This is a genomic window from Streptomyces sp. NPDC006261, from assembly GCF_040613515.1.
Lineage (GTDB): Bacteria > Actinomycetota > Actinomycetes > Streptomycetales > Streptomycetaceae > Streptomyces.
Genome location: NZ_JBEXSI010000014.1, coordinates 69889 through 93310, shown reverse-complemented (window position 1 = coordinate 93310; position 23422 = coordinate 69889). Strand labels below are relative to the sequence as shown.

The window sequence follows — 23422 nt, the reverse complement described above, 5'->3', positions numbered from 1 at the left end:
GCTTCTATCCTGGGCCGAGCGCGGGCGACCGCAGGGTAACGGGCCACCGGGGGATCGGGTCAGCATGAGCGGCGGCAGGGAACAGCACGACGGCGAGTGGTACACGGCCATGGAGGGCATACGCCCCCTTGTGGCCGGTGATCCGGAACGGATCGGGCCCTATCCGCTGCTCGGCCGGCTGGGGGCGGGCGGCATGGGCCGGGTCTATCTGGCCCGTTCGGCGGGGGGCCGTACGGTCGCCGTGAAGGTGGTCCACGAGGAGCACATCTCCAACGGGGAGTTCCGGGCCCGGTTCCGCCGCGAGATCGAGTCCGCCCGCCGTGTCGGAGGCCGCTACACCGCCCCCGTACTGGACGCCGACGCCGATGCCGCCCACCCGTGGGTGGCCACCGGCTATGTGCCCGGCCCCTCCCTGGAACAGGCCGTACGGGAACACGGTCCGCTGCCCGCCGAGTCGGTACACGCCCTGGCCGAGGGGCTGTTGCGGGCACTGCGCGGCATCCACGCCGCCGGAATCGTGCACCGCGACCTGAAGCCGTCCAACGTCCTGCTCACGGTCGACGGCCCCCGCGTCATCGACTTCGGTATCGCCCGCGCGCTCCAGGTCTCGGTCGAGTCGCTGCTGACGAGCACGGGCATGGTCATCGGCTCGCCCGGCTTCATGGCGCCCGAGCAGGTCCTCGGCGAGGAGACCGGTACGGGGGCGGACGTCTTCGCACTCGGCTGCGTACTGATGTACGCGGCCACGGGAAAGCTGCCGTTCGGCAGCGGGGCGAGCAACCAGCACGCCGTGATGTACCGCATCGTCGAGTCCGCACCGGACCTCACCCAGGTGGCGGACGCCCCGTTGCGCGAGCTGATCGGGCGCTGCCTGACCAAGAAGCCCGCCGAACGGCCCGGCGTGGAGGCGCTGTTGGCGGGCGTCGCTACGTCGGAGAGTCCGGGCGCCGCCCTGCGCGGCGGGGCGTGGCTGCCGCCGCAGCTTCTGGCCCGCCTCGCGCGGCAGGCGGCGGTGCTGCTGGACGCGGATGTGCCGAAGGCGGAGGGCGGGGGCGATGGCGGCCCTGAGGCCAAGCCCGTCCCGGGGGCTGAGCCGGAACCCGTACGCGGACCCGTAACGGAGGCTGAACCGGCACCGGCACCGGATCCGAAACCGGCACAGGCACAGGCACAGGAGGCGGCACGCGCTCCCGCACCTGAATCCGCACCCACTCCGGCACCTGGACCCGCCCAGGACCCGGCACCCACTCCGGACGCCCCGCCCCCGCCCCCGCCCGCCCTCGCCGTCTCGGCGGACGCCGGCGGGAAGGCCCCGCGCCGTCGTCGCCGTACCTGGGTCGTGGCGGCCGCGGTCCTCGCCGTGCTGGCCACCGGCTCCACCGTCGCCTTCCTCCAGCACGGTCCCGGCGCCGGGGCGGACACCCCCGACACCGGCGCGGCCGCGCCCTCCGGTACCGGAGACGGCCCCTCCGCCGCGCCCTCCGCAGACCCCACCGGCGAGGACGGGAGCGAGGAGAAGGCGAAGGACAAGGGCAAGGACGGCAAGGAGAAGGAGGACGGAAGGAGCCAGGAGCAGGGCAAGGGCGGCGACACAGACGCAGGGGAGACCTCCGGCTCCGGCGGCGCGGTCGTTCCGGAGGGCAGCGGTTCCGGATCAGGGGGCTCGGGCGGCTCGGGTTCCTCCCAGCCCGGCTCCGGCTCGTCCGACAACGGCGGCTCCAGTTCGGGCTCCGGCTCGGGCTCCGGCTCCGGAACAGCGCCGAAGCCGCCCGCCCCGGACCCCGACCCCCCGGCCCCGGACAACCGGGTGCCGCAGCACTTCGTCGGGACCTGGTCCATCGCGTCGCAGTACGACGCCCTCCAGCCCCACACGGTGGTCATCCGGCGCGTGTCGCCGGGACAGCTCGCGGTGACGCTCGTCGCGGACGTACAGGGTTCGGGGCACTGCGAGTACGCGGCGACGCTCTCGTCCGTGACGAACGGGGGGCAGCGGATCAACGTCGGTACCGCCACGGTGGACAAGGCGCGTTCCACCGGAATGTGCCGCGACACCGACCCCTCGTTCTTCGCCGTCGACGGGTCGGGGATCCTGCACGACGTCGGCCCCGCCCACGGCAGCGGCTACCGCTACAACCGGGCCTGACCGGGGCCGTTCTCGGCGCCCCCGGTCAGGCGCTGCGGCCCGTGGATCTCCTCGTCGGTCCTCCGTCCGCAGGGACGGGAGGTACCCCGCCGGGTTACCGGCTCCGGTCGCCCAGCGAGGCCATGAGGCCGGCGGTGTGGCGTCGGCAGGCGCGTACGGACATTGCCCGGCCGCGCGGCCACGGCGGCGTCCGTCAGCCCGGCGCCTCGCCCGGGTACGCGGTCTCGAACGCCGAGCGGAACAGGGCCGTGACGTCCTGGCCCGTGAGCCCGTCCGCCCGGGCCTGGTCCATCCACTCGGCCAGGGCCGCGCGGAGCGGCGAGCCGGGGCCGGACTGGGGCTGGGCGAGGGAGCGGGTGATGAACGTGCCCGCGCCCTGGCGCACCTCGGCCAGGCCCGCCCGCTCCAGCTCGCGGTAGGCCTTGAGCGTGGTGTTCGGGTTGACCTTGGTCGTGGCGGCGACCTGGGCGGCGGTGGGCAGCCGGTCGCCCTCCTCCAGGGCTCCCATGCGCAGCGCCTGTTCGACCTGGCGGACGATCTGGAGGTACGTCGCCACCCCGCTGCGCCGGTCGATGCGGAACACGACCACGGACTTCACCTTCCGCTCGATTGCCGACACTTTACGTAGGGGACGCGCACGGCCCCTACAGCGGGCGGCGCGAGACCCGCCACAGGACGAACCCCGTGAGGAGCGCCGTCCCGGCGAGCAGGATGCCTGCCGCGGTCCACTGCATCGCTGCCATCTGGTCGTAGTCGAGGTACTCGATGACGTCGTTGATGATCCCGTGCTCCTTGATGCACGCGTTCTGCGCCTTCTCGGTGGCCTCGGCGCAGGTGCCCCAGCCGAAGAGCTCCCCCCGCGCGTTGCCGACCCAGCGGTCGACCTCGTACGCCTCGTCGAAGCGGGCCGGGAGGTCGGTGCCCATCGGGTACGTGTACATCTTGATGGAGCCGAGACGGATCCGTACCTCGTCCCAGACGTAGGCGGAGACGATGGTGAAGACGAACGTGACCACCATGGCGGGCAGCACACGGCGCACCAGGACGCCGAGGGTGATGCCGGCGGCGGTCGCGAAGAGGAGCAGCGCGGGCAGGACCGGCCCCGTGTTGTCGAAGATCCGGCCATCGACCCAATCGCTGAGGAAGAAGGAGCGGTGCGGCTCCCACCACCAGGTGAACGCGGCCGAGAGCAGCAGACCGCAGACCAGGGCGAGGGTGTAGGCGAGGCCCAGCTTGGCGACGAGCCACTGGCGGCGGGTCACGGACTGGGTGGTGACCAGCTGGGCGGTGCCGTTCTCCCGGTCGCCCGCGATGAGCGGGGCGCCGACGAAGACGGCGAGGATCAGCGGGAGGCCCGAAAGGAGGGAGGAGATGTAGCCGTAGCCCCGGCTGTCGTCGACCGCGTACCGGACCTCCTCCTCCGGCCAGCCGCGCGCGTCGAGGAGCTGGACCATCTCGTGCCGCTGGTACACGATCCAGAGAGTGCCGAGCACGGCGAGCCCGAGGACAGCGGCCAGCGCGGTCCGGTGCTGGCGCACCACGAGCCAGGGCAGCCCGCGCAGCAGACGGCGCCGGGGCCGGAGCCCGGTGGGGGTCTCGGTCAGGGTGGGGGTGCTCATGCGGCCTGGGTCCCTTCGGCGTCGACGCGGGCGCCCTGGGTGTAGAGCGAGGGTGCGTCCGGTGAGCGGAGATGGGCGAGCAGGACCTCTTCCAGCGAGGGCTCGGCACTCTCCCAGTCGGTGGGCAGCGGGCCCTTCGGCCGGATCATCGCCTGGAACTGCCGTCCCTGCACGCGGCTTTCGACCACGGTGTGCCGGTCGAGTCCGGACGGCAGGGAGCCGTCCCGGGTCACGCCCGTCACCAGGGTGTGGGCCGGTACGAGCGCGTCGGCGTCCCCGGCCATCCGGATCCGGCCCTCCGCGACGACCAGGAGGTAGTCGCACATGTCCTCCAGCTCGGTCAGCATGTGGGAGGACATCACCACCGTGGTCCCGCGCTCGACGGCCTCCGCCATCAGCAGCGTGCTCATCTCGTCGCGGGCCAGCGGGTCGAGATCCGACATCGGCTCGTCGAGGAGCAGCAGGTCGGGGCGCTTGCCGAAGGCGAGCGCGAACGCGACGCGGGTGCGCTGGCCGCCGGAGAGCGTGCCGATCCGCGCGTGCGTCGGCACGTTGCCGGAGCGCACGATCCGCTCCGCCGCCGCCGCGTCCCAGCCGGGGTTGAGCTCGGCGCCCATCCGCAGGGTGTCGGCCACGGTGAACCGCTTGAACAGCGGCTTGTCCTGGCCGAGGAAGGCGAACCTCGGCATCACCGCGGGGTCGTCCACGGGGATGCCGAAGATCCGCAACTCGCCCGTGGTCGGCTGCACCTGACGTGTCGCCAGGCCCAGCAGGGTGCTCTTTCCGGCGCCGTTCGGTCCGACCAGTCCGCAGATACGTCCGGCAGGGATGCGGAAGGAGCAGTCGCGCAGCGCCCAGCCGCGGAGATAGCGCTTGCTCAGGCCGCGGGCTTCCAGGGCCCAGCTGCCCGAAGCCCCGCTCGGGGTACTCGTGTCTGCCACGCGCCTCGCCTCGATTCCATTAGTCAATTAATGGAATCATGGTGTCCTGAGGGAATGCCTGTCAAGCGCGCGCCGGCGCACGCACAGGTGGAGCGGGCGGGGAAAGGGGCGGTGTCAGCCGCGCAGGTACGTCAGGACCGCCAGCACCCGGCGGTTCGTGTCGTCGGAGACGGAGAGGCCGAGCTTGGTGAGGATCGAGCCGAAGTGCTTGCTGACCGTGCCCTCACCCACCGAGAGGGCTGCGGCGACGGCCGCGTTGGACCGGCCCTCCGCCATCAGGGCCAGCACCTCCTGCTCGCGGGCCGTCAGCCGGGCCAGCGGGTCGGCGGGACCTTCCAGCCGGGCCAGGCCCAGCGTCATGGAGAGCGCTACCAGCCACTGCTGCGCCCCGACGTGCAGGTCCCGCTCGATCCTCCGCCGCTCCGCCTCGAAGGCGTCGACCAGCCGCATCCGGGACCGGTCCAGCTCCTGGAGGCGGGAATCGGCCCCGGACTCAGGTGCGGAGAGGAGCCGCCGGGTCAGCACGGCGCGCCCGGCGGCCAGCGCGCCCAGCGGGTACGCCAGCACCGGCAGCAGCACCACGCCGGCCGCCAGCACGGCGAACGCCTCCGGGTAGGAGTCGGAGATCCGGAGCTGGAGGACCTTCGCCTCCCCGTCACCGCCCGCCGCCATCACGGCCGGGGTGGCCATCAGGCCGCCGCAGACCAGGAGCATCGCCCCGACGGTCAGGGCCTCCAGCGGGCACAGGGCCGTAGCGAAAAGGAGCGCGTACCCCAACTCCCGCCAGGGGCAATGCTCCTGGATGCGGGTGCGCAGCCATGCGGCGGGCCCCGTGCCGGGCGGTTCGCGGTGCGGGTTCGCGAGCGGCGCGCCGTCGACCAGCCGCAGCCTGCGCCGCTCCAGCGAGGCCAGCGGTATGCCGGACAGGACCAGGACGAGCAGCAGCGGCAGGCCGACCAGGACCACCGCGAGCGCGCTGTCCGCGACGGCCAGCAGCACCAGCGTGAGCAGGGTGGCGGCGCCCAGCGGCACGCTGGTCAGCAGATAGAGCGCGGCGCGCCATGGCCGGCCGCTGAGCACGTAGTCACGTCGCCGCTGCCGCCCCCGGGCCGAGCGGCGGCACCCGTGCCGGGCTGTGGCTGATCCTCTCCATGGCCCTCCTCTGCACGGGGATCGCCCTGGCCAGCACGCTGGTGACGGCCACCTCCGACCGGGTCCGCGACCTCGCCGTGCTCCGCCTCGCCGGGGCCACCGGGCCGCAGGTGCTGCGGCTCGTCGGGGTGGAGGCCGTGGTCGTGGTGACCGTCGGGGCGGTGACCGGAGCGGGGGTCGCCGCCGTGAACCTGGCGGGCGTGTGGGGCGCGCTGCAGTTGCTGGGTGTCCGGTCGGGGGCCGTCGTGCCGTGGGGGACGACCGGAGCCGTCGTCGCGGTCGCGGCCGTCGTGGCGGCCGTGTCCGCCGTCGTGCCCGCCGCGCTCGCCCTGCGCACCCGGCCGGTCGAACTGGCGGGGATGCGCGAGTAGTTATCCCTGCGGAGAGGGCGCGCAGCCCAGCACCATCGCCACCGCCGCGTCCAGGCGGCAGCGTTCAGGCGCCGTCAGGAACGGGCTCTCCCCCTGGCGGGCCCGGGCGCGGGCCAGGTCGGCGGCGTCGGTGCCGCCGTCGTCGGCCAGCTCCGCGAGGAGCGCCGCCAGCAGCGCACGGGCCGCGGCCTCCGGCGCCGGGAACCCCGGGTCGAGCGCCGCCCGGGCCAGGGTCAGCGCCGACATCGCCCGGTCCAGGCCGGGCGGGCCCTCGCCTGCGGTGGACCAGTCGATCACCACCGGGCCCCCGTCCGTCAGCATCACGTTCTCCGGGTGCAGGTCGAGGTGGAGGACGCAGTCGTGCGGATCGGCCGAGACGCGGGGCGGGATCGCATGCAGTTCGCGCAGCAGCCGGGCCAGCAGCGCGCCCCCCTCGGCGGTGCTCAGGGCCCCCGCCAGCAGGGCCTCGGACATGGTCGGGCCGGTCAGACGCTGGAGCACCAGATCCGTGGGGCGGGCCCCGTCGGCGGGCGGGCCGATGCGCGGCACCGGGTACCCGAAGGCGCGGACGTACGACATCAGGGCCAGCTCCTCCGTGGTGTCGGAGCGGTCGCGGTAGCGGCGAAGGACCCAGGAGCCGTCGAGTTCGTACACGTCGGCGGTGCGTCCCGAGCCCAGGAGTTGCCCTGTGTGCATGGGGCCGAACCTACCCGGGCGTACCGGCGAAGGGGAGAGGCCCGGCGGCTTCGAGCGCCTCCGCGCGGGGAGGGCTCGCTCAGGCTCCATGACGTGGTGCGCCCGTTCCCCCAGGCCCCCCATAACGCGGGAGGAGGGGGTGAACGGGATCTCCTGTGCCCGGTCCGCGCGCGGCTACGGTGTCGGCAATTCCCTGGTCCGGACCAACCCCCCGCCGGGCCGGGACACCCCCCTGGAACAAGGAGAGTTACGTGGAGAACACCAAGCTCCGCAGACGTGTGCTCGCCACCGCAACCGCCACGGTGGCCGTGGGTGCGCTCGCCCTCGCGGGACTGACCGGAGTGGCATCCGCCGGCCCGCCGACGGCCACCACCCCCGCCGTCTCCGCCGACAGTCTCTCGCCCGGCCTGCTGGCCGCCATGGAACGCGACCTCGGGCTCGACGCGGACGCGGCCAAGTCCCGGATAGCGGCCGAGTACCGCGCCGCCGCCGTCGCCGCGGGCCTGGAGAAGTCCCTCGGCACCAGCTTCGCCGGGGCCCGGGTCAGCGGGAACAAGGCGGACCTCACCGTCTCCACGACCGACGCCTCCGAGGCCGCCCTCATCACGAAGGCGGGCGCCAGGGCCGAGATCGTCGGCCACAGCCTGGACCGCCTCGAAGCGGTCAAGGACGCCCTCGACAAAGCGGCGCTGAGCAAGGCCCCGAAGAACGTGCCCGTCTGGTACGTCGACGTCGAGGCCAACCGGGTCGTCGTGAACGCCGCGAGCACCTCGGCAGCCGAGGCGTTCGTCAAGGCCGCCGGGGCCGGCGACAAGCTGGTCACCGTCGCCCGCTCCACCGAGCAGCCCCGCGCCCTCGCGGACATCCGTGGCGGGGACGCCTACTACATGGGTGGTGGCGGCCGCTGTTCCGTCGGCTTCTCCGTGACGCGCGGCGGCACCCAGAACGGCTTCGTCACCGCCGGCCACTGCGGCCGGGCCGGCACCACCACCAACGGCGTCAACCAGCAGGCCCAGGGCACCTTCCAGGGCTCGACCTTCCCCGGCCGTGACTACGCCTGGGTGGCCACCAACGCCAACTGGGTACCGAAGCCCCTGGTCAACGGCTACGGCCGCGGCGACGTGACCGTCAGCGGCTCCACCCCGTCCGTCGTCGGCGCCTCGGTCTGCCGCTCCGGTTCCACCACCGGCTGGCACTGCGGCACGGTCCAGCAGCTCAACACCAGCGTCACCTACCCGGAGGGCACCATCTCCGGCGTGACCCGCACCAGCGTCTGCGCCGAACCGGGCGACTCCGGCGGCTCGTACATCTCCGGCAGCCAGGCGCAGGGCGTCACCTCCGGCGGCTCCGGCAACTGCCGTACCGGCGGTACGACGTACTTCCAGCCGCTCCTCCCCGCCCTGCAGGCGTACGGGCTGACCCTCGTCACCAGCGGCGGCGGCAACCCGACCACCCCGCCCACCACCCCGCCGCCCACCGACCAGCCGGGCGGCACCTGGGCAGCGGGCACGACCTACGCCGTCGGCGCCACCGTGACGTACGGCGGAGCGACCTACCGCTGCCTCCAGGGACACACGGCCCAGGCCGGCTGGACCCCGGCGGCCGTCCCGGCCCTCTGGCAGCGCGTCTGACCGCCGCCCCGACCGTCCGTGGCCCGCGGGCTCTGTCCCGCGGGCCACGTCCCACCGGCCACCGGCGTCACCGAACGGCCCGAAGAACCTCCTGAACCTCTCCGCCTCCCCGCACCGAGGACTCCGAGGAATCTGTCATGACCCCACAAATGGACAACACAACCCCCCATGAAGCGGATCTGCCTGACGGGGCGTCCGCCGATCCGCGGCGCATCAGCCGCAAAGGTCTCCTGAAGGCCGCGATCGTCGTGAGCGCGGCTCCTCTGCTCGCCGGAGGAGGCGTCGCACTCGCCCGGGACGCCGCGTCGTCGGGCGAGGGCGCTCTCCTGGCCCCCACCCCGCAGTGCGACGACGGCGACGACACGACACCGCCGCAGATGGAGGGCCCGTACTTCAAGCCCAACTCCCCGCGACGCACCAGCCTGGTGACGCCGAGCACCCCGGGCGTACCGCTCACCGTGAGCGGCTATGTCTTCGGCCGGGCCTGCCGGCCCATACCCGGGGCGCTGCTCGACTTCTGGCAGGCCGACACCAACGGGTCGTACGACATGGCCCAGTACGCCTTCCGGGGGCATCAGTTCAGCGGCGCCGACGGGGCGTTCAGCCTCACCACGATCGTGCCGGGCCTCTACCCGGGGCGTACCCGCCACATCCATGTGAAGGCGCAGGCGCCCGGCGGCCGCATCCTCACCACGCAGCTCTACTTCCCGGGGGAGCCGCGCAACAACACCGACGCCCTGTTCGACCCGGAGCTGCTGATGAACGTCCGCAGCGTCGGCAACGGGCGCCAGGGCACCTTCGACTTCGTGCTGGACGTCGCCCAGACGCCCGGTCCGAGCGATCCGCCCACCGATCCGCCGGGTGGCACCTGGACACCCGGTACCAACTACCGCGCGGGAGACCGCGTCACCTACGGCGGGGTCGCCTACCGCTGCCGGCAGGCACACCGGTCCATGACGGGCTGGGAGCCGCCGAACGTCCCCGCGCTGTGGGAACGCGGGTAGACGCAGCAGCAGCGCGGGCGCACCACCGCCCCGCGCCCCGTTCACGCCGTCCGGCGCGTGAACGGGGCGCTTCCGCTTGGTCTCCACTGTTCACTTCGCCTCGGAGTACCGCTCCACGACCGCTGTGGTGAACGGGAACCGCACCGGGGTCTCCCCGAAGGCGATCCGACCGGCCAGCTCACCGGCCGCCCGGATGGCCTCGGTCACGGCGTCGGTCTCCCCGGCCGGGCAGTGCACGATCACCTCGTCGTGCTGGAAGAAGACCAGCTCGGCGCGGAGCCCCTGTTCGTGGAGGGTGCGGCGCAGCCCGGCCAGGAGGAGCAGCGCCCAGTCGGCGGCACTGCCCTGGACCACGAAGTTCCGGGTGAAGCGGCCCCGGGCCCGGGCCAGGCCGCCGTCGGAGACGGCCTCGCCGCCCTCCTGGGGGATGCCCGCCTCCTCGTCCTGGCCCGCCAGTGCGACCGGCGGGCTGGTGCGGCCCAGCCAGGTCCGCACCGTGCGCCCCTCCTCGCCCGCCCGCGCCGCGTCGTCGACATAGGCGACGGCGCGCGGGAATCGGCGGCGCAGGGCGGCCAGGTTCTTCAGCCCGTCGCCGGACGTCTGGCCGTAGACCGCGCCGAGCAGCGCCAGCTTGGCGTGCTCGCGGTCGCCGTGGAACGCCCGGTCGGAGAGGGCCTTGTAGAGGTCGCCGTCATGACCGGCCACCTCCATCAGGCCCCGGTCGCGGGAGATCGCGGCCAGCACCCGCGGCTCCATCTGGTCGGCGTCCGCGACGACCAGGCGCCAGCCCTCGTCGGCGACGACGGCCTGCCGGATGACCTTGGGGATCTGGAGGGCCCCGCCGCCGTTGGTCGTCCAGCGGCCGCTGACCGTGCCGCCCGGCTGGTACTCCGGGCGGAAACGGCCCTCGCGCACCCAGTCCTGGAGCCAGCTCCAGCCGTGCGCGGTCCAGATCCGGTACAGCTTCTTGTACGCGATCAGTGGCTCGACCGCCGGGTGGTCCAGCTCCGCGAGCTCCCACCGCCGGGTCGACTTCAGGGCGATCCCGGCCTGCGCGAACGCCTTCACCACGTCGGCGGGCAGGTCGGGGCGGACCCTCCTGCCGAAGGCCGCCGACACCTCGTCCGCCAGCTCGGCGAGCCTGCGGGGCTCGCCCCCGCCCGCGTACCGCCCGCCCAGCAGCCCGTGCAGCACCTCCCGGTGCACATCGGCCCGCCAGGGCAGCCCCGACCGGTGCATCTCGGCCGCGACGAGCATGCCCGCCGACTCCGAGGCGGTCAGCAGCCGCATCCGGTCCGGGTGCTCGGCCGAGTCGTGGCGGCGTATCTGGTCCGCGTAGACGCGCAGCAGCCCCTCGAAGGGGACCCCGGGGCCGGAGGGCGGCTCGAACAGGGAGGACTGGGCGCCCGGCTCGGCGGAGCGGGCGGGCGGGTCCGGGGGCACGGGCGCGTTCTCCAGCCGGGCCAGCGCGGCGGCCGCGGACCGGGGCTCACCGAGCCGCCCCGCGTGCCCGAGCAGCAGGAGCTCGGCGCACTCGATGTCGTAGCACCGCTCGACGCGGACCCCGGCGGCGAGCAGCCGGGGGTAGAGCTCGGCGGTGGACCGCCACACCCAGCGGGCCACCTCGGGCCGGGAGCGGACGGCCTCGACGAGATCGGGCTCGGCCAGGACCGGTCCGGCGGGTGTGCCGTCCCCCGTGAGCGGCGTGAGCAGCGCCCCGCCCCCGTCGGCCGCCGCCACCGCCCACCGTCCGGTCATGGTGCGAGTCTGACACCCCCCACTGACACCACCCCGGAACCGGGGCCCGCCGCCCGCGCCCGGGCAGGCACCGCGGTGGCCCGCCTACCCTGGTCGGATGGAACCGGTGATCGACCAGGCATGCGCGGCGGCGCTGTACGCGGAGGGCGACGCGGCCCTGGACACCGGGGCCTCCCTGCTCGCCGCCGCCCCCGACGCGGACGACGCGCTGCACCGGCGCGGCGAGGAGTTCGTGACCCGGGCCTGGGGGAGGGGCTGGCACCCCGCCGACCTCGTCCGGTTCGTCCGGCTGGAGCTCGACGAGCGGCGGGCGGTGCTGGCGGCCGCGCTGATCGCCGCCGAGACCGCCCGGTACACGGAGCTGCCGCCCCGCTGGCGCGCCCAGCTCGCCGAACTGCCCGGGCCCGGCGCCGCCCCGCGCAACAAGCCGGACCGCTTCGGTTACGCCTCCGACCTTCTTGAGCTGTACCGGCTGCTGCTGCGGCTCCCGGCGATCGAGCCGGTCGGCCCGGCGCCCGGCACCGCCGCCGACCACCTCCACCGGCCGCCCGCCCCCGACGAGCCCCGCATGCTCACCCGGATCCGGGCGCTGCTGGCGAAGGCGGAGGCGACCGGCTTCCCGGAGGAGGCCGAGGCGCTGACCAGCAAGGCACAGGAGCTGATGGCCCGGCACAGTGTCGACGAGGCCCTGATCGCCGCCCGGACGCAGAGCACCGAGACCCCCGGAGCCTGCCGGATCGGGGTGGAGCCGCCGTACGAGAGCGCGAAGGCGATCCTGCTCGACGCCGTCGCCTCCGCCAACCGCTGCCAGGCCGTGTGGAACGGCGACCTCGGCTTCAGCACGGTCGTCGGCTTCGAGCCGGACCTGGACGCCGTCGAGCTGCTCTTCACCTCGCTGCTCGTCCAGGGCACGGCCGCGATGACGCGGGCGGAGGCCGGGCAGCGGGCCTCGGGCCGTAAGCGGACCAAAACCTTCCGGCAGTCGTTCCTGATGGCGTACGCGCAGCGGCTGGGCTCCCGGCTGACCGAAACCGCCGAACGGGCCACGGCGACCGCGGCCGACACCGGGACCGACGCCGGCACGGGCGCCGGCCCGCGCGGCCTGCTCCCCGTCCTCGCCGCCCGGGACGTCGCCGTCACCGAGGCCGCCGAGCGGATGTTCCCCCGGACCACCACCACCCGGGTCCGCGGCGCCACCGACCTGGACGGCTGGAACCACGGCACCGAGGCCGCCGACCGGGCCCGCATGGGAAGCTCCCGAAAAGACTCCCGCGACGGTTCACGTGACGGCGAAATCATGGCGTAAGCCCGGCTTGTCCCTGTGGGGGGCTAGGCTCGGCCCATGAGCTGGCTCCGGGCGCTGAAGGAGACCGCCCGCTCGGGGCTGGAGATCGAGCGGAAGAGACTCGAACCGCTCATCGCCTTCCGCGGCGCGGCCGGGCTCGCCCTCGTCGTCGGTACGAGCCTCGTCCTCTTCGGACCCGAGATCGCGGCGAGCTCGGCGTTCGGCGCTTTCCAGGCCGCCATCGCCACCTTCCAGCGCAGCTGGCGTCCGCGCCCCGTGCTCGCCCTCGTCTCCGGCGCCAGCCTCGCCCTGTCGACGTTCCTCGGCTATGTCACCGCCTCGCACCCCGTGCTGTTCCTCTGCCTGCTCGGCGGCTGGACGTTCCTCGCCGGTCTGGCCTGGGCGGCGGGCCCGACGGGCGGCATCATCGCCTCGTCCAACGTGGCGATCATGCTCGTGACGATCACCCTGCCCAGCTCCGTCGCGGACGCCGCCGCCCACGCCGGGATGATCCTGGTCGGCGGGGTGGTCCAGGCGGCCCTGATCGTCCTGTTCCCGGTCCGGAGATGGGGTGCCCAGCGGGACGCGCTCGCCGACGCGCTGGCGGCCGAGGCCGACTACGCCCGCAGGCTGCGCCACGACCCGGTCGCCCCCTTCGACCCGCTGCCCCTGATGACCGCCCGCAGCGCCGCCGCCGTCACCCCGCGCCAGGCCCGCCGCCGCCCCGCCGAGCTCCACGGCGCCCGGGGCATCGCGGAGCGGCTGCGCCCCGTCCTCGCCTCGCTGGCGGATCCGGCGATGGGCGTGCCCGCCGACGGCCTGGAGCGGGCCTGGGTGAACGAACTGCTCGGCGCCGCCGGGTCCGTGCTCGACGCCGCCGCGCGGGCCGTGCGGTACGGGGAGCCCGTCCACCTCTCCGCCACCGACCTGGGCGTCCTCAAGACCCCCGACAACGACGTGATCCTCGTCGGCCCCGCCCTTCGCGCCGCCGACCGGCTCGCCGCCCTGCTGGACGACGTCCTGGAGATCGCGGAGGGCACCGGCACCGACAGCGGGCTGCCCGAGAACCTCGCCCCGGACACCCGGCACCGCCCGACCCTGCTGCGACTGGTGCCGGTCGTGCTGAAGGCGATGCGCCGGGAGCTGCACCCGGGCTCCCCGATCCTGCGCCACGCGATCCGGGTCGCGGTGGTCGCCGTGGTGGGGTACTTCGTGGGCGCCGCCCTGCCGCTCGGGCACGGCTACTGGGCGCCGATGACCGCCGTCATGGTGATGCGCCCGGAGTTCTCGCAGACGTACGGCCGCTCCGTCGCCCGCTTCTGCGGCACCCTGGTCGGCATCGGGCTCGCCACCGCCATCGTCCAGACCGCCCACCCCGACGCCCGGCTCTCCGCGCTCCTGGCGGTGGTCTGCGCCGGGCTGATGTACCTGCTGATGCGGACCGGGTACGCCGTCGGCCAGGTCTGCGTCTCCGCCTACGTGGTCTTCCTGCTCGGCATGGCGGGCGACGACTGGTCCCAGACCGTCACCGAACGCATCGTGCTCACGCTGGTCGGCGGGCTCCTCGCGATGATCTCGTACGCGCTCTACCCGGCCTGGGAGACCCCGCGGCTGCGCAACCGGCTGGCCGAGTGGCTGGTGGCGGACGGGCGGTACGCGGCGACGGTGGTCGACCGGTACGCGGACCCGGCCCACCGTGACCTGGAGGAGGTGCGGGACGCCCTGATCGCGACCCGGGAGGCCAGGGTCGCCTGGCAGGAGGCGCTGGCGACCGCCCAGCACGAACCCGTACGCCACCGGGGCATCTCCCGCGCCGCCGCCACCGACGCCCAGCACGCCCTGGCCCAGCTCGGCCGGTCCGCGATGGTGCTGGAGGCCCACCTTCCGGCCCGGTCGGCGGACCCGGTGCCGGGCGCCGCCCAGCTGGCCGAGGCGTTGCGCCGGGCCACGGAGAAGGGCGCCAAGGCGGTACGGGAGCGGCGGCTGCCCGACTGGCAGCCGGTGGTGGACGCGGTGGCCCACTGGGACATGCCGACGCCGGCCGAGGACGGTACGACGCCGGTCGGCGACCCGGTGGTGCGCCGGGGCGCTGCGCTGCTCCTGGAGGCGCTGGAGGAGTTCACCCGCGCCCTGGACGAGCGTGGCGGCTCCACCCGGGTGAGCAGCACGCTCGCGGAGAGCTGAGAGAAGGGCTGAGACGCCCGGGCCTCAGGAAGCCGGCGGCACCTCGGGAAGCTCCGGCAGCTCGGGCAGGGACGGCAGGTCGGAAGGAAGCGACGGCAGATCCGGCACCGTGCCCGGCTCGGCCTTGGAGAGGGTGTCCTTGATCCCGCCGTCCCAGGAGACGACCAGCTTCCGCCCGTCGTTGGACTCGATCGCGCCCATCGTGCGGCCGGTGGACCCGTCGGTGCACTTCAGCGCGAGCATCACCTCGCCCATGTCCTTCACATCGCCCTGGCAGACGGCCCGGTCGGCGACGAGGGCGACCTTGCCCGCGGTGACGGAGACGGTGACGCTCCTGCCGTCCGTCAGCCCCACCCAGGTGCCCTCCAGCGACGCGGCGTCCGCACCGGCGCCCCCCGGCCCCTGGCCGTCGCCGGGCGTCGCGCCCGACCCGGCGTCGGGGCCGGAACCCTTGCCCGCGTCGTCGTCACTGCCGCATGCGGTCAGCGCCAGTGAGGCGGCCAGAGCGGCGACCACGACACCTCCGGTGCGTACGAACCTGGTCACGTGGAGTTCCCCCTTGCTGTTCTTCGGTCGAAAGACCGCGTCACGTTACCAAGGTCCGTACCGTCAACTCCGTTAAGAGGGAGCGAAATAGGCGTGCCGTTCGTCTCTCCTCCAGGGGTTGCTCCAGGAAGGAATGCCTGTAATCAAAGCAACACCCGGCGTGCACGTGCATCTGCTCATGCATCAGCATATGAACAGAGCTATGATCCGATCTAGTTGACACTTGCACTTTGCAACTCGGGGAGCGTCCTGTGCACCACGTGTACAACGGCATGGCGGCCACAGAGCTTCGCGGAGTCGTCTGGCAGAAGAGCAGACACAGCAACTCCCAGGGATCCTGCGTGGAGTTCGCGAAACTGCCCGGCGGGGATGTGGCGATGCGGAACTCGCGCCATCCCGACGGACCCGCGCTCGTCTATACGCCGGCCGAGATCGAGGCACTGCTGCTCGGCGTCAAGGACGGCGAGTTCGACCACCTGGCGGCCGGAGGTCACCGGGCGGCCGGAGGTCCCCCGACGACCGAAGGCCACCTGGCGGCCGGAGGCTGACTCCGGCGGCCAGGTGGCCGGGTGATTCCTGGCAGGGGGCCGACGTGGCGGCCCCTCACTGTCCGTTCTTCGCGCAGTCCGAGAGCCGGAACAGCGCCCAGACCACCTTGCCGTACACCCGAGCTGACGGCGGCTCACCGGCCGGCGCGGGGGAGGGGTGCCAGCCCCAGCTGTCACTGACGCACTCCACCAGGAACAGACCGCGGCCCGACTCGGCGGAGTCCGCCGCCTCGCCCGCCACCGGGCTCTCCCGGCTGGGATCGCGCACCGCGCAGACCAGCCGTGAGCTCCACCGCATCAGATGCAGCCGCACCGGCGGGTCCTGGAACTCCCGGGGCGGGTCGCTCGGCAGGGCGTGGCGCAGGGCGTTGGTGACGAGCTCGGACACCACCAGGGCGACATCGTCGAAACGGTCGCCCAGCTCCCACCGTTCCAGGGTGGACCTGGTGAACTGCCGTGCTCCGCCGACCGCTTCGTAGCGGGCGGGCAGGGCGCAGGAGGCCGAGCCGGCAACCCCTGAGGGGTCGGTCGGGGGAAGCCCCTGCCGTAACGGCTCGAGCATCGTCGATCCATTCGTCCCCATACGAGGCACTCCCGGGATTCGCGGCTGTAGCGGCACTGCCTGTAAGCGGTACTGCGGGGGGTACAGCGGCACAACACGAGCACGCAGGTGCGCAGGGGTCATGCTTCCCAATGCGCAGAGCAGATGCAAGGGCAGATGCACGTGCACGCGCCGGACCTGCCCGGTACCGTGGTGATTCCGGGGTATTTCTTCCGTCGGGCAGTTTTGGAGCTTTCGGGACGTCTTCCCATTTCCGTAATCGAATGAGTACGGGCTGAAGCGTTTTGGTGGCAGAATCCTGGCTCCGGGGTCGAGGGTTGTGGGGGCGCCCCGAGTGCCGGGTAGGCGATGGGGAGGGCTGGACCAGTGTCGGCAGGCGAGTCGAGTGGATCGGTGGTGCGGCGCATCCTGCTGGGCTCTCAGCTCAGAAGGCTGCGGGAGTCGCGCGGTATCACCCGTGAGGCGGCCGGCTACTCCATCCGGGCCTCCGAATCGAAGATCAGCCGCATGGAGTTGGGACGGGTGAGCTTCAAGGCCAGGGATGTCGAGGATCTGCTCACGCTCTACGGTGTCGCGGATGCCGCGGAGCGCGACGCGCTCCTCGGGCTGGCGCGCGAGGCCAATGTGGCGGGCTGGTGGCACAGTTACGGCAATGCGCTGCCCGGCTGGTTCCAGACGTATGTGGGACTGGAGGGAGCGGCATCCCTCATCCGTATCTATGAAGTCCAGTTCGTGCACGGCCTGTTGCAGACCGAGGCCTATGCCCATGCCGTCGTCGCCCGCGGAATGCGCGGCGCGTCGGCCACCGACATCGAACGCCGGGTCGCCCTGCGCCTGGAGCGCCAGAAGGTACTCGTCTCCGAACGGGCCCCGGCCTTCCACGCCGTCCTGGACGAAGCCGCGCTGCGCCGTCCGTACGGCGAACGCGAGGTGATGCGCGCCCAATTGCGGCACCTGATCGACATGTCGGAGCAGCCGAACATCACGCTCCAGGTGATGCCCTTCAGTTACGGAGGGCATGCGGGCGAGAGCGGCTCGTTCACGATGCTCCGATTCCCGGAATCCGATCTGTCGGACATTGTCTATTTGGAGCAGCTGACAAGTGCGCTCTATCTGGACAAGGCCGAGGAGGTCGCGCAGTACGAAAAGGCCATGGGGTGCCTGTGCAAGGACAGTCCCGGTCCTGAGGAGAGCCGGGATCTCCTGCGAGGACTCCTCCAACTCATGTGATGTGTCGTTATCATGACGTCACATCAGGAGTCTGCGAACGCCTGCAGTAAGGGATTGCATGTCCTTCTTCCATGAACTGGCCCACCAGTACATCGACGGCGAGTGGCGCACGGGGAGCGGCTCCTGGGACATCATCGATTTCAATCCCTACAACGGTGAGAAACTCGCCGCCATCACCGTGGCGACCGCACTGGAGGTCGACCAGGCCTACCGGGCGGCCGAGCGGGCGCAGCAGGAGTGGGCCGCCACCAACCCGTACGAGCGGCGGGCCGTTCTGGAGCGCGCCCTGCGCATCACCGGGGAGCGCGCCGCGGAGATCGCCGACGCGATCACCGACGAGCTGGGCGGCACCCGGCTGCGCGCCGAGTACGAGGTGCGTGGCGCGACGGAGGTCCTGCGCGAGGCGGTCCGCCAGTCGCTGCGGCCCACGGGCCGCCTGCTGCCCGCGGTCTCCGACGGCCGGGAGAACCGCCTGTACCGGCTCCCCGTCGGCGTCGTAGGTGTGATCAGCGCCTTCAACTTCCCCTTCCTGGTGGGGATGAAGTCGGTCGCGCCCGCGCTCGCACTCGGTAACGCGGTCGTCGTGAAGCCCCACCAGAGCGCCCCTGTCGTGGGCGGCGGACTGATCGCGAGGATATTCGAGGACGCCGGACTGCCGGCCGGGCTGCTCAACGTCCTGATCACCGACAGCGCCGAAATCGGTGACGCGTTCATCGAGCACCCCGTGCCCAAGGTGATCTCGTTCAGCGGCTCCGACCGGGTCGGCCGCCACATAGCCGCGACGGCGGCCGGGTTCTTCAAGCGGACGATCCTCGAACTCAGCGGCAACAGCGCCCTGGTGGTGCTGGAGGACGCCGACATCGACTACGCGGTCCGGGCGGCGGTCTTCAGCCGCTTCCTCTATCAGGGCCAGGTCAGCATGGCGGCCAACCGCATCCTGGTGGACCGTTCGGTGGCCGCCGAGTTCACCGAGCGCTTCACCGCCGAGGTGGCCGCCCTGAAGTCCGGCGACCCGAGGGACCCGGAGACCCGGATCGGCCCGGTCGTCAACGCCTTCCAGGCCGACGCCCTGACCGCCCTGGTCGACCGCGCGGTCGCGGACGGCGCGACAGCGCTCGTACGGGGCCGGACCCGAGGCAACGTCGTGGAGCCGACCGTCCTGACCGGCCTCCCCGACGACTCCCCGCTGCTCGCGCGGGAGATCCTCGGCCCGGTGGCCCTGCTGATGACGTTCGACGGCGAGGACGACGCCGTGACGATCGTCAACGACAGCCCCTACGGACTCAGCGGCGCCGTGCACACGGGCGACGCGGAGCGCGGGGTGCGGTTCGCCCAGCGGGTCGTCAGCGGTATGTTCCACGTCAACGACTCCACCGTCCAGGACGACCCGCTGGTGGCGTTCGGCGGCGAGAAGACGTCCGGCGTGGGGCGGCTGAACGGCGAGGCGGTCGTGGAAGCCTTCACGACGCAGAAGTGGATGTCGATCCAGCACGGACGCTCGGTCTTTCCGTTCTGATCGGCCGTCACAAGAGCTCAGCGGCAGCTCGGTTGCCGGGGCCGCGGAACGTCGTACGGTGCGCGCTCGCGAGGCGCTCTGCGCCGCCTGGAAGTGCCGCCGCAGGTTCGGCGGTGCCGGCCGTAGCCGTACGGGCTACCCTAGTCAAAGTTGAATAGGAAATCCGGGAGCACAGGGCCCCGGGCAGGGATGGATGGGTGTCATGTCCGCGATCCGGCTGCTGGTCCTCGGCGCTGTGCGCATGCACGGCCGGGCGCACGGCTATCAGGTCCGCAACGACCTGGAGTACTGGGGCGCGCACGAGTGGTCCAACGCCAAGCCCGGGTCGATCTACCACGCCCTGAAGCAGATGGCGAAGCAGGGGCTGCTCCTCGCCCATGAGACGGCCCCCTCCACGGCCGGCGGCCCGCCGCGTACCGAGTACGAGGTCACGGAGGAAGGGCTCGCCGAGTACCGCACCCTGCTGCGCGACGCCATCCGCTCCTACGACCAGAGCCTCGACGTCCTCTCGGCGGCGATCGGGTTCATCGTCGACCTGCCCCGCGGGGAGGCGGTGGCGCTGCTCAAGGAGCGGGTGGAGGGCATGAAGGAGTGGCGGGACTCGGTCACCGAGTACTACACGCCCGGGGACGGCCCCGCATCCCTCGGTCACATCGGCGAGATCATGAACCTGTGGGTGCATTCGGCCGACACGGGTGCGGAGTGGACCCGAGGCCTGATCGCGCGGATCGAGAGCGGCGCGTACACCTTCGCGGGAGAGGGTGACCCGTTCGTCGGCGTGCTCGCCGACGGCGAGGAGAACCCGTACGCGACGGGTGTCCCCGACCCGGGCGACAACGACTAATCAAGTTTGACGAATGAGTCGGTCCGGGTTACCTTCGAGCTACTAGTCAAGTTTGACTATAGGTCGCGGTGTGAAGCCGCGGAAGGGTGGCGGGGTACGTGACCGACGCGATCGTCCTGGACGGCGTGCACAAGAGGTACGGGGAGAAACGCGCCCTCGACGGGCTGGACCTCACGGTCGGAGCCGGTACCGTCCACGCGGTGCTCGGCCCCAACGGGGCGGGTAAGACCACCGCCGTACGGATCATGTCGACCCTGCTGCGCCCCGACGCGGGCCGGGTCACCGTGGCCGGGCTCGACGTCCGCGACCAGGCGTCCGGCGTACGGCGCAGGATCGGGCTGCTCGGGCAGCACGCGGCGGTGGACGAGCAGCTCGGCGGCCGGCAGAACCTGGAGATGTTCGGGCGGCTGTACCACCTGGGCGCACGCCGGGCGGGCAGCCGGGCCGGCGAACTCCTGGAGCGGTTCGGGCTCGCGGACACCGGGCGCAAGGCGGTCAAGCAGTACAGCGGCGGGATGCGCAGGCGGCTCGACCTGGCCGCCTCGCTGATCACCGAACCGGCCGTGCTCTTCCTGGACGAGCCCACGACCGGCCTGGACCCGCGCGGCCGGGCCGAGGTCTGGGACGCGGTCCGGTCCCTGGTCGGCGGCGGCACCACCGTCCTGCTGACCACGCAGTATCTGGAGGAGGCGGACCAGCTGGCCGACCGGATCTCCCTGATCGACGAGGGCAGGGTCGCCGCCGAGGGCTCGTCCGACCAGCTCAAGGCGCTCGTCGGCGGCGACCGGATCGACGTCGTCCTGCGCGACGCGGCCCGGCTGGCGGAGGCGGCCGCGCTGCTGGGCCCGGCGGGCCGGGCGGGCCGGGCGGACCGGGCGGACCCGGCGGACCGGGCGGACCCGGTGCTCACCCCGACGGTCGACCAGGACCGCCGGCTGGTCAGCGCCCCCGCCCCCGACCGGATGGCGGCCCTGACGGGGGCGGTACGGGCGCTGCAGGAGGCGGGCATCGAGGCGGAGGACATCGCGGTGCGCCGCCCGACGCTGGACGAGGTGTTCCTGTCCCTGACCGGGCGGCAGGCAGTACGCGAGGCGGAGACGGCGGCATGATCACGGACACGACCACACTCGCGGAGCACGGCGCCGGCCCCTCCCGGCTCAGCTGGGCCCTGACCGACTCCTGGACGATGACCCGCCGCGAACTGGCCCACTGGGCCCGGCAGCCCGTCGAGGCGCTCGTGGGCCTGGCCTTCCCGGTGATGCTGCTCCTGATGTTCACGTACCTGGTCGGCGGCGGCCGGGGCGTGGCGGGCGACCCCGCCGAGTACCTGGTCCCCGGGATGCTCGCGCTGACCATGGCCTTCGGCCTGGAGAGCACGATGCTCGCGGTCACCCAGGACCTCGGCAAGGGCGTCATCGACCGGTTCCGGTGCCTGCCGATGGCCCCGGGCGCGGTCCTGGTCGGCCGCAGCGCCGCGGACATGCTCCAGTCGACGGTGGCCCTCGCGGTGATGGCCGGGGCCGGCTACGCGGTCGGCTGGCGCTGGCACGACGGTCCGGCCGCGGCGCTCGGCGCGGTGGGCCTGCTGCTCCTGCTCCGGTTCGCGATGCTCTGGGTCGGCATCCACCTGGCCATGGTGGCGGGGCGGCCGGAGCTGGTGCAGGCGGTCCAGATCCTGGTCTGGCCGGTCGGCTTCCTGTCCAACGTGTTCGCTTCCCCGGCGTCGATGCCGGGGTGGCTGGGCGCGGTGGTCGAGTGGAACCCGATGTCCGCCACCGCCACCGCGGTACGGGAGCTGTTCGGCAACCCGGGCGGCGCGACCGGATCCTGGGCCGCCGAGCACGCTCAACTCCTGGCGGTCCTCTGGCCGGTGGCGATCATCGCGGTGTTCTTCCCGCTGGCGGTGGGCAGGTTCGCGCGCCTGAGCCGGTAGGAAAGGCCCTAGTGGTGGAAGGCCGTGGCGGCCTGCCGGTCGTGGCTCAACGGGTGTCTCTGTGCCCGAAGTTCGGGGAGCAGCAGCTTCAGGTCCTCGATCAGCAGCGCGGCGAGGTCGGAGGAGAAGCCGTTGCGGCACACCACTCGCAGCACCGACAGGTCCTGCCGGTTGGCGGGGAAGGTGTAGGCCGGGACCAGCCACCCGTGCTCCCGCAGCCGACGGGAGACGTCGAACACGTCGTACGCGTGGACGTCCGGGTTCGTCGTGAAGGTGAAGACCGGCAGTTCGTCGCCCCGGGTGAGCAGCCGGAAGTCCCCGAGCTCCTCCACCGCCCGGGCCAGCCCGCAGGCCACGTCCCGGGAGGCCTGCTGGACCGCCCGGTAGCCGTCGTGCCCGAGGCGCAGGAACGTGTAGTACTGCGCGACCACCTGCGCCCCGGGCCGGGAGAAGTTCAGCGCGAAGGTCGGCATGTCGCCGCCCAGGTAGTTGACCCGGAAGACCAGCTCCTCCGGCAGCTCGTCCGCCGTCCGCCACAGCGCCCAGCCGACCCCCGGGTAGACCAGCCCGTACTTGTGGCCCGAGGTGTTGATCGAGGCCACCCTCGGCAGCCGGAAGTCCCACTGCAGCTCCGGATCGAGGAAGGGCGCCACCATCGCGCCGGACGCGCCGTCGACATGGACGGGGATGTCGAGGCCGGTGCGCTCCTGGAGGGCGTCCAGGGCCGCGCACAGCTCGGCGATCGGCTCGTAGGAGCCGTCGAACGTGGAGCCGAGGATGCCGACGACCCCGATCGTGTTCTCGTCGCAGAGCTCGGCGGCGGCCTGCGGGTCGAGATGGAAGCGCTCGCCGTCCATCGGGACCTGCCGGGCCTCCACCTCCCAGAAGTTGCAGAACTTCTCCCAGCAGACCTGCACGTTGACGCCCATCACCAGATTGGGCCGGGCGGTCGCCGGATAGCGGTCCGCGTTCCGCTTGGCCCAGCGGCGCTTCAGGGCCAGCCCGGCCAGCATGCACGCCTCGCTCGACCCGGTGGTCGAACACCCCACGGCGGCCGCCGGATCGGGCGCGTTCCACAGGTCGGCGAGCATCGCCACACAGCGCCGCTCCAGCTCGGCGGTGCGCGGGTACTCGTCCTTGTCGATCATGTTCTTGTCCCGGCACTCACCCATCAGCACCCCGGCCTGCGGCTCCATCCAGGTGGTGACGAAGGTGGCCAGGTTGAGCCGGGAGTTGCCGTCGAGCATCAGCTCGTCATGGACCAGCCGGTACGCCGTCAGCGGCGGCAGCGGCCCGTCGGGGAGCTTGTGCCGGGGCGGCGCGGTGTTCATCGCCGCCGTCGGATCGGCCTCGCCGAAGAAGGGGTTGAGGGCGAGCCTGCGCCGCTCCTCGGAGTGTTCGTCCCGCTGCGGGTGGGCGCCTCGGTGGAGCGGCATGGCGGAGTCCTCTTCCTGGGCTC

The 23422-nt window shown here is 72.7% G+C and carries 20 protein-coding genes and 1 pseudogene; 12 read left to right on the top strand and 9 right to left on the bottom strand.

Features of this window, described 5'->3' with window-relative positions:
- Positions 1-64 precede the first annotated feature (64 nt).
- Positions 65-2143: a serine/threonine-protein kinase gene (locus ABZ154_RS11780; RefSeq protein ID WP_356831420.1), complete on the top strand. Its 2079-nt coding sequence runs from the start codon at positions 65-67 to the stop codon at positions 2141-2143.
- 193 nt (positions 2144-2336) lie between these two features.
- Here the strand turns inward: ABZ154_RS11780 and ABZ154_RS11775 are convergent, their stop codons facing one another.
- From ABZ154_RS11775 to ABZ154_RS11760, 4 genes are all read right to left on the bottom strand, one after another.
- Entirely contained in the window at positions 2337-2741 is a 405-nt protein-coding gene (locus ABZ154_RS11775) for a GntR family transcriptional regulator (RefSeq protein WP_356831528.1), read from the bottom strand.
- A gap of 46 nt (positions 2742-2787) precedes the next feature.
- Complete coding sequence (locus ABZ154_RS11770) at positions 2788-3762, bottom strand: ABC transporter permease subunit (RefSeq protein ID WP_356831418.1); 975 nt, start codon at positions 3760-3762, stop codon at positions 2788-2790.
- Positions 3759-4703 carry an ABC transporter ATP-binding protein gene (locus ABZ154_RS11765; RefSeq protein ID WP_356831416.1) on the bottom strand — a complete coding sequence of 315 codons (945 nt, stop codon included), beginning with the start codon at positions 4701-4703 and terminating at the stop codon, positions 3759-3761. Before ABZ154_RS11765 ends, ABZ154_RS11770 begins: the two co-directional genes overlap by 4 nt.
- Before the next feature lie 114 nt (positions 4704-4817).
- Positions 4818-5783, bottom strand: a complete 966-nt coding sequence (locus ABZ154_RS11760) for a sensor domain-containing protein (RefSeq protein ID WP_356831414.1) — start codon at positions 5781-5783, stop codon at positions 4818-4820.
- A gap of 11 nt (positions 5784-5794) precedes the next feature.
- Here ABZ154_RS11760 and ABZ154_RS11755 point away from each other — a divergent pair.
- Positions 5795-6226 (top strand): annotated as a pseudogene (locus ABZ154_RS11755) (FtsX-like permease family protein); the annotation flags it as partial.
- On the opposite strand, the gene ABZ154_RS11750 reads toward ABZ154_RS11755, so the two are convergent.
- Entirely contained in the window at positions 6227-6922 is a 696-nt protein-coding gene (locus tag ABZ154_RS11750) for a phosphotransferase (RefSeq protein WP_356831412.1), read from the bottom strand.
- A gap of 251 nt (positions 6923-7173) precedes the next feature.
- Between ABZ154_RS11750 and ABZ154_RS11745 the strand changes: the two genes are divergently transcribed.
- On the top strand, positions 7174-8553 hold the full coding sequence (locus ABZ154_RS11745) for a carbohydrate-binding protein (RefSeq protein WP_356831410.1): 1380 nt from the start codon (positions 7174-7176) through the stop codon (positions 8551-8553).
- A 149-nt stretch (positions 8554-8702) separates the two neighbouring features.
- Positions 8703-9557 (top strand): carbohydrate-binding protein, encoded by an 855-nt coding sequence (locus ABZ154_RS11740; protein ID WP_356831408.1) that lies wholly within the window; start codon positions 8703-8705, stop codon positions 9555-9557.
- Between the two features lie 90 nt (positions 9558-9647).
- Here the strand turns inward: ABZ154_RS11740 and ABZ154_RS11735 are convergent, their stop codons facing one another.
- A complete protein-coding gene (locus ABZ154_RS11735) occupies positions 9648-11315 on the bottom strand; it encodes a bifunctional 3'-5' exonuclease/DNA polymerase (protein WP_356831406.1) in 1668 nt (555 codons plus the stop codon).
- Positions 11316-11412: 97 nt separating this feature from the next.
- On the opposite strand from ABZ154_RS11735, the gene ABZ154_RS11730 reads away from it, so the two are divergent.
- Both ABZ154_RS11730 and ABZ154_RS11725 read left to right on the top strand, forming a co-directional pair.
- Positions 11413-12621 carry a DUF2786 domain-containing protein gene (locus tag ABZ154_RS11730; RefSeq protein WP_356831404.1) on the top strand — a complete coding sequence of 403 codons (1209 nt, stop codon included), beginning with the start codon at positions 11413-11415 and terminating at the stop codon, positions 12619-12621.
- A 36-nt stretch (positions 12622-12657) separates the two neighbouring features.
- On the top strand, positions 12658-14784 hold the full coding sequence (locus tag ABZ154_RS11725; protein ID WP_356831402.1) for an FUSC family protein: 2127 nt from the start codon (positions 12658-12660) through the stop codon (positions 14782-14784).
- Between the two features lie 24 nt (positions 14785-14808).
- On the opposite strand, the gene ABZ154_RS11720 is transcribed toward ABZ154_RS11725, so the two are convergent.
- A complete protein-coding gene (locus tag ABZ154_RS11720) occupies positions 14809-15330 on the bottom strand; it encodes a hypothetical protein (RefSeq protein ID WP_356831400.1) in 522 nt (173 codons plus the stop codon).
- Positions 15331-15581: 251 nt separating this feature from the next.
- On the opposite strand from ABZ154_RS11720, the gene ABZ154_RS11715 reads away from it, so the two are divergent.
- On the top strand, positions 15582-15878 hold the full coding sequence (locus ABZ154_RS11715; protein WP_356831398.1) for a DUF397 domain-containing protein: 297 nt from the start codon (positions 15582-15584) through the stop codon (positions 15876-15878).
- A gap of 55 nt (positions 15879-15933) precedes the next feature.
- Here the strand turns inward: ABZ154_RS11715 and ABZ154_RS11710 are convergent, their stop codons facing one another.
- Positions 15934-16440 carry an ATP-binding protein gene (locus tag ABZ154_RS11710; RefSeq protein ID WP_356831396.1) on the bottom strand — a complete coding sequence of 169 codons (507 nt, stop codon included), beginning with the start codon at positions 16438-16440 and terminating at the stop codon, positions 15934-15936.
- A 348-nt stretch (positions 16441-16788) separates the two neighbouring features.
- Here ABZ154_RS11710 and ABZ154_RS11705 point away from each other — a divergent pair, with 348 nt between their 5' ends.
- The 5 genes from ABZ154_RS11705 to ABZ154_RS11685 all read left to right on the top strand — a co-directional run bounded on the left by ABZ154_RS11705 (position 16789) and on the right by ABZ154_RS11685 (position 21963).
- Positions 16789-17670 (top strand): helix-turn-helix transcriptional regulator, encoded by an 882-nt coding sequence (locus ABZ154_RS11705; protein ID WP_356831394.1) that lies wholly within the window; start codon positions 16789-16791, stop codon positions 17668-17670.
- A 58-nt stretch (positions 17671-17728) separates the two neighbouring features.
- Positions 17729-19186, top strand: coding sequence for an aldehyde dehydrogenase family protein (locus ABZ154_RS11700; RefSeq protein WP_356831392.1), 1458 nt, complete (start codon positions 17729-17731; stop codon positions 19184-19186).
- A gap of 202 nt (positions 19187-19388) precedes the next feature.
- Positions 19389-20030, top strand: coding sequence for a PadR family transcriptional regulator (locus ABZ154_RS11695; RefSeq protein WP_356831390.1), 642 nt, complete (start codon positions 19389-19391; stop codon positions 20028-20030).
- Between the two features lie 98 nt (positions 20031-20128).
- On the top strand, positions 20129-21139 hold the full coding sequence (locus ABZ154_RS11690) for an ATP-binding cassette domain-containing protein (RefSeq protein ID WP_356831388.1): 1011 nt from the start codon (positions 20129-20131) through the stop codon (positions 21137-21139).
- Positions 21136-21963 (top strand): ABC transporter permease, encoded by an 828-nt coding sequence (locus tag ABZ154_RS11685; RefSeq protein ID WP_356831386.1) that lies wholly within the window; start codon positions 21136-21138, stop codon positions 21961-21963. The genes ABZ154_RS11690 and ABZ154_RS11685 overlap by 4 nt, the downstream gene beginning before the upstream one ends.
- Positions 21964-21971: 8 nt before the next feature.
- On the opposite strand, the gene ABZ154_RS11680 is transcribed toward ABZ154_RS11685, so the two are convergent.
- Positions 21972-23399 carry a glutamate decarboxylase gene (locus ABZ154_RS11680; protein ID WP_356831384.1) on the bottom strand — a complete coding sequence of 476 codons (1428 nt, stop codon included), beginning with the start codon at positions 23397-23399 and terminating at the stop codon, positions 21972-21974.
- Positions 23400-23422: the final 23 nt, after the last annotated feature.

Coding starts and splice junctions, on each gene's coding strand:
- ABZ154_RS11740 (WP_356831408.1), top strand. CDS start 8,703: ATGGACAACACAACCCCCCATGAAGCGGATCTGCCTGACGGGGCGTCC.
- ABZ154_RS11695 (WP_356831390.1), top strand. CDS start 19,389: ATGTCCGCGATCCGGCTGCTGGTCCTCGGCGCTGTGCGCATGCACGGC.
- ABZ154_RS11750 (WP_356831412.1), bottom strand. CDS start 6,922: ATGCACACAGGGCAACTCCTGGGCTCGGGACGCACCGCCGACGTGTAC.
- ABZ154_RS11705 (WP_356831394.1), top strand. CDS start 16,789: ATGGGGAGGGCTGGACCAGTGTCGGCAGGCGAGTCGAGTGGATCGGTG.
- ABZ154_RS11780 (WP_356831420.1), top strand. CDS start 65: ATGAGCGGCGGCAGGGAACAGCACGACGGCGAGTGGTACACGGCCATG.
- ABZ154_RS11770 (WP_356831418.1), bottom strand. CDS start 3,762: ATGAGCACCCCCACCCTGACCGAGACCCCCACCGGGCTCCGGCCCCGG.
- ABZ154_RS11685 (WP_356831386.1), top strand. CDS start 21,136: ATGATCACGGACACGACCACACTCGCGGAGCACGGCGCCGGCCCCTCC.
- ABZ154_RS11710 (WP_356831396.1), bottom strand. CDS start 16,440: ATGCTCGAGCCGTTACGGCAGGGGCTTCCCCCGACCGACCCCTCAGGG.
- ABZ154_RS11680 (WP_356831384.1), bottom strand. CDS start 23,399: ATGCCGCTCCACCGAGGCGCCCACCCGCAGCGGGACGAACACTCCGAG.
- ABZ154_RS11735 (WP_356831406.1), bottom strand. CDS start 11,315: ATGACCGGACGGTGGGCGGTGGCGGCGGCCGACGGGGGCGGGGCGCTG.
- ABZ154_RS11730 (WP_356831404.1), top strand. CDS start 11,413: ATGGAACCGGTGATCGACCAGGCATGCGCGGCGGCGCTGTACGCGGAG.
- ABZ154_RS11725 (WP_356831402.1), top strand. CDS start 12,658: ATGAGCTGGCTCCGGGCGCTGAAGGAGACCGCCCGCTCGGGGCTGGAG.
- ABZ154_RS11700 (WP_356831392.1), top strand. CDS start 17,729: ATGTCCTTCTTCCATGAACTGGCCCACCAGTACATCGACGGCGAGTGG.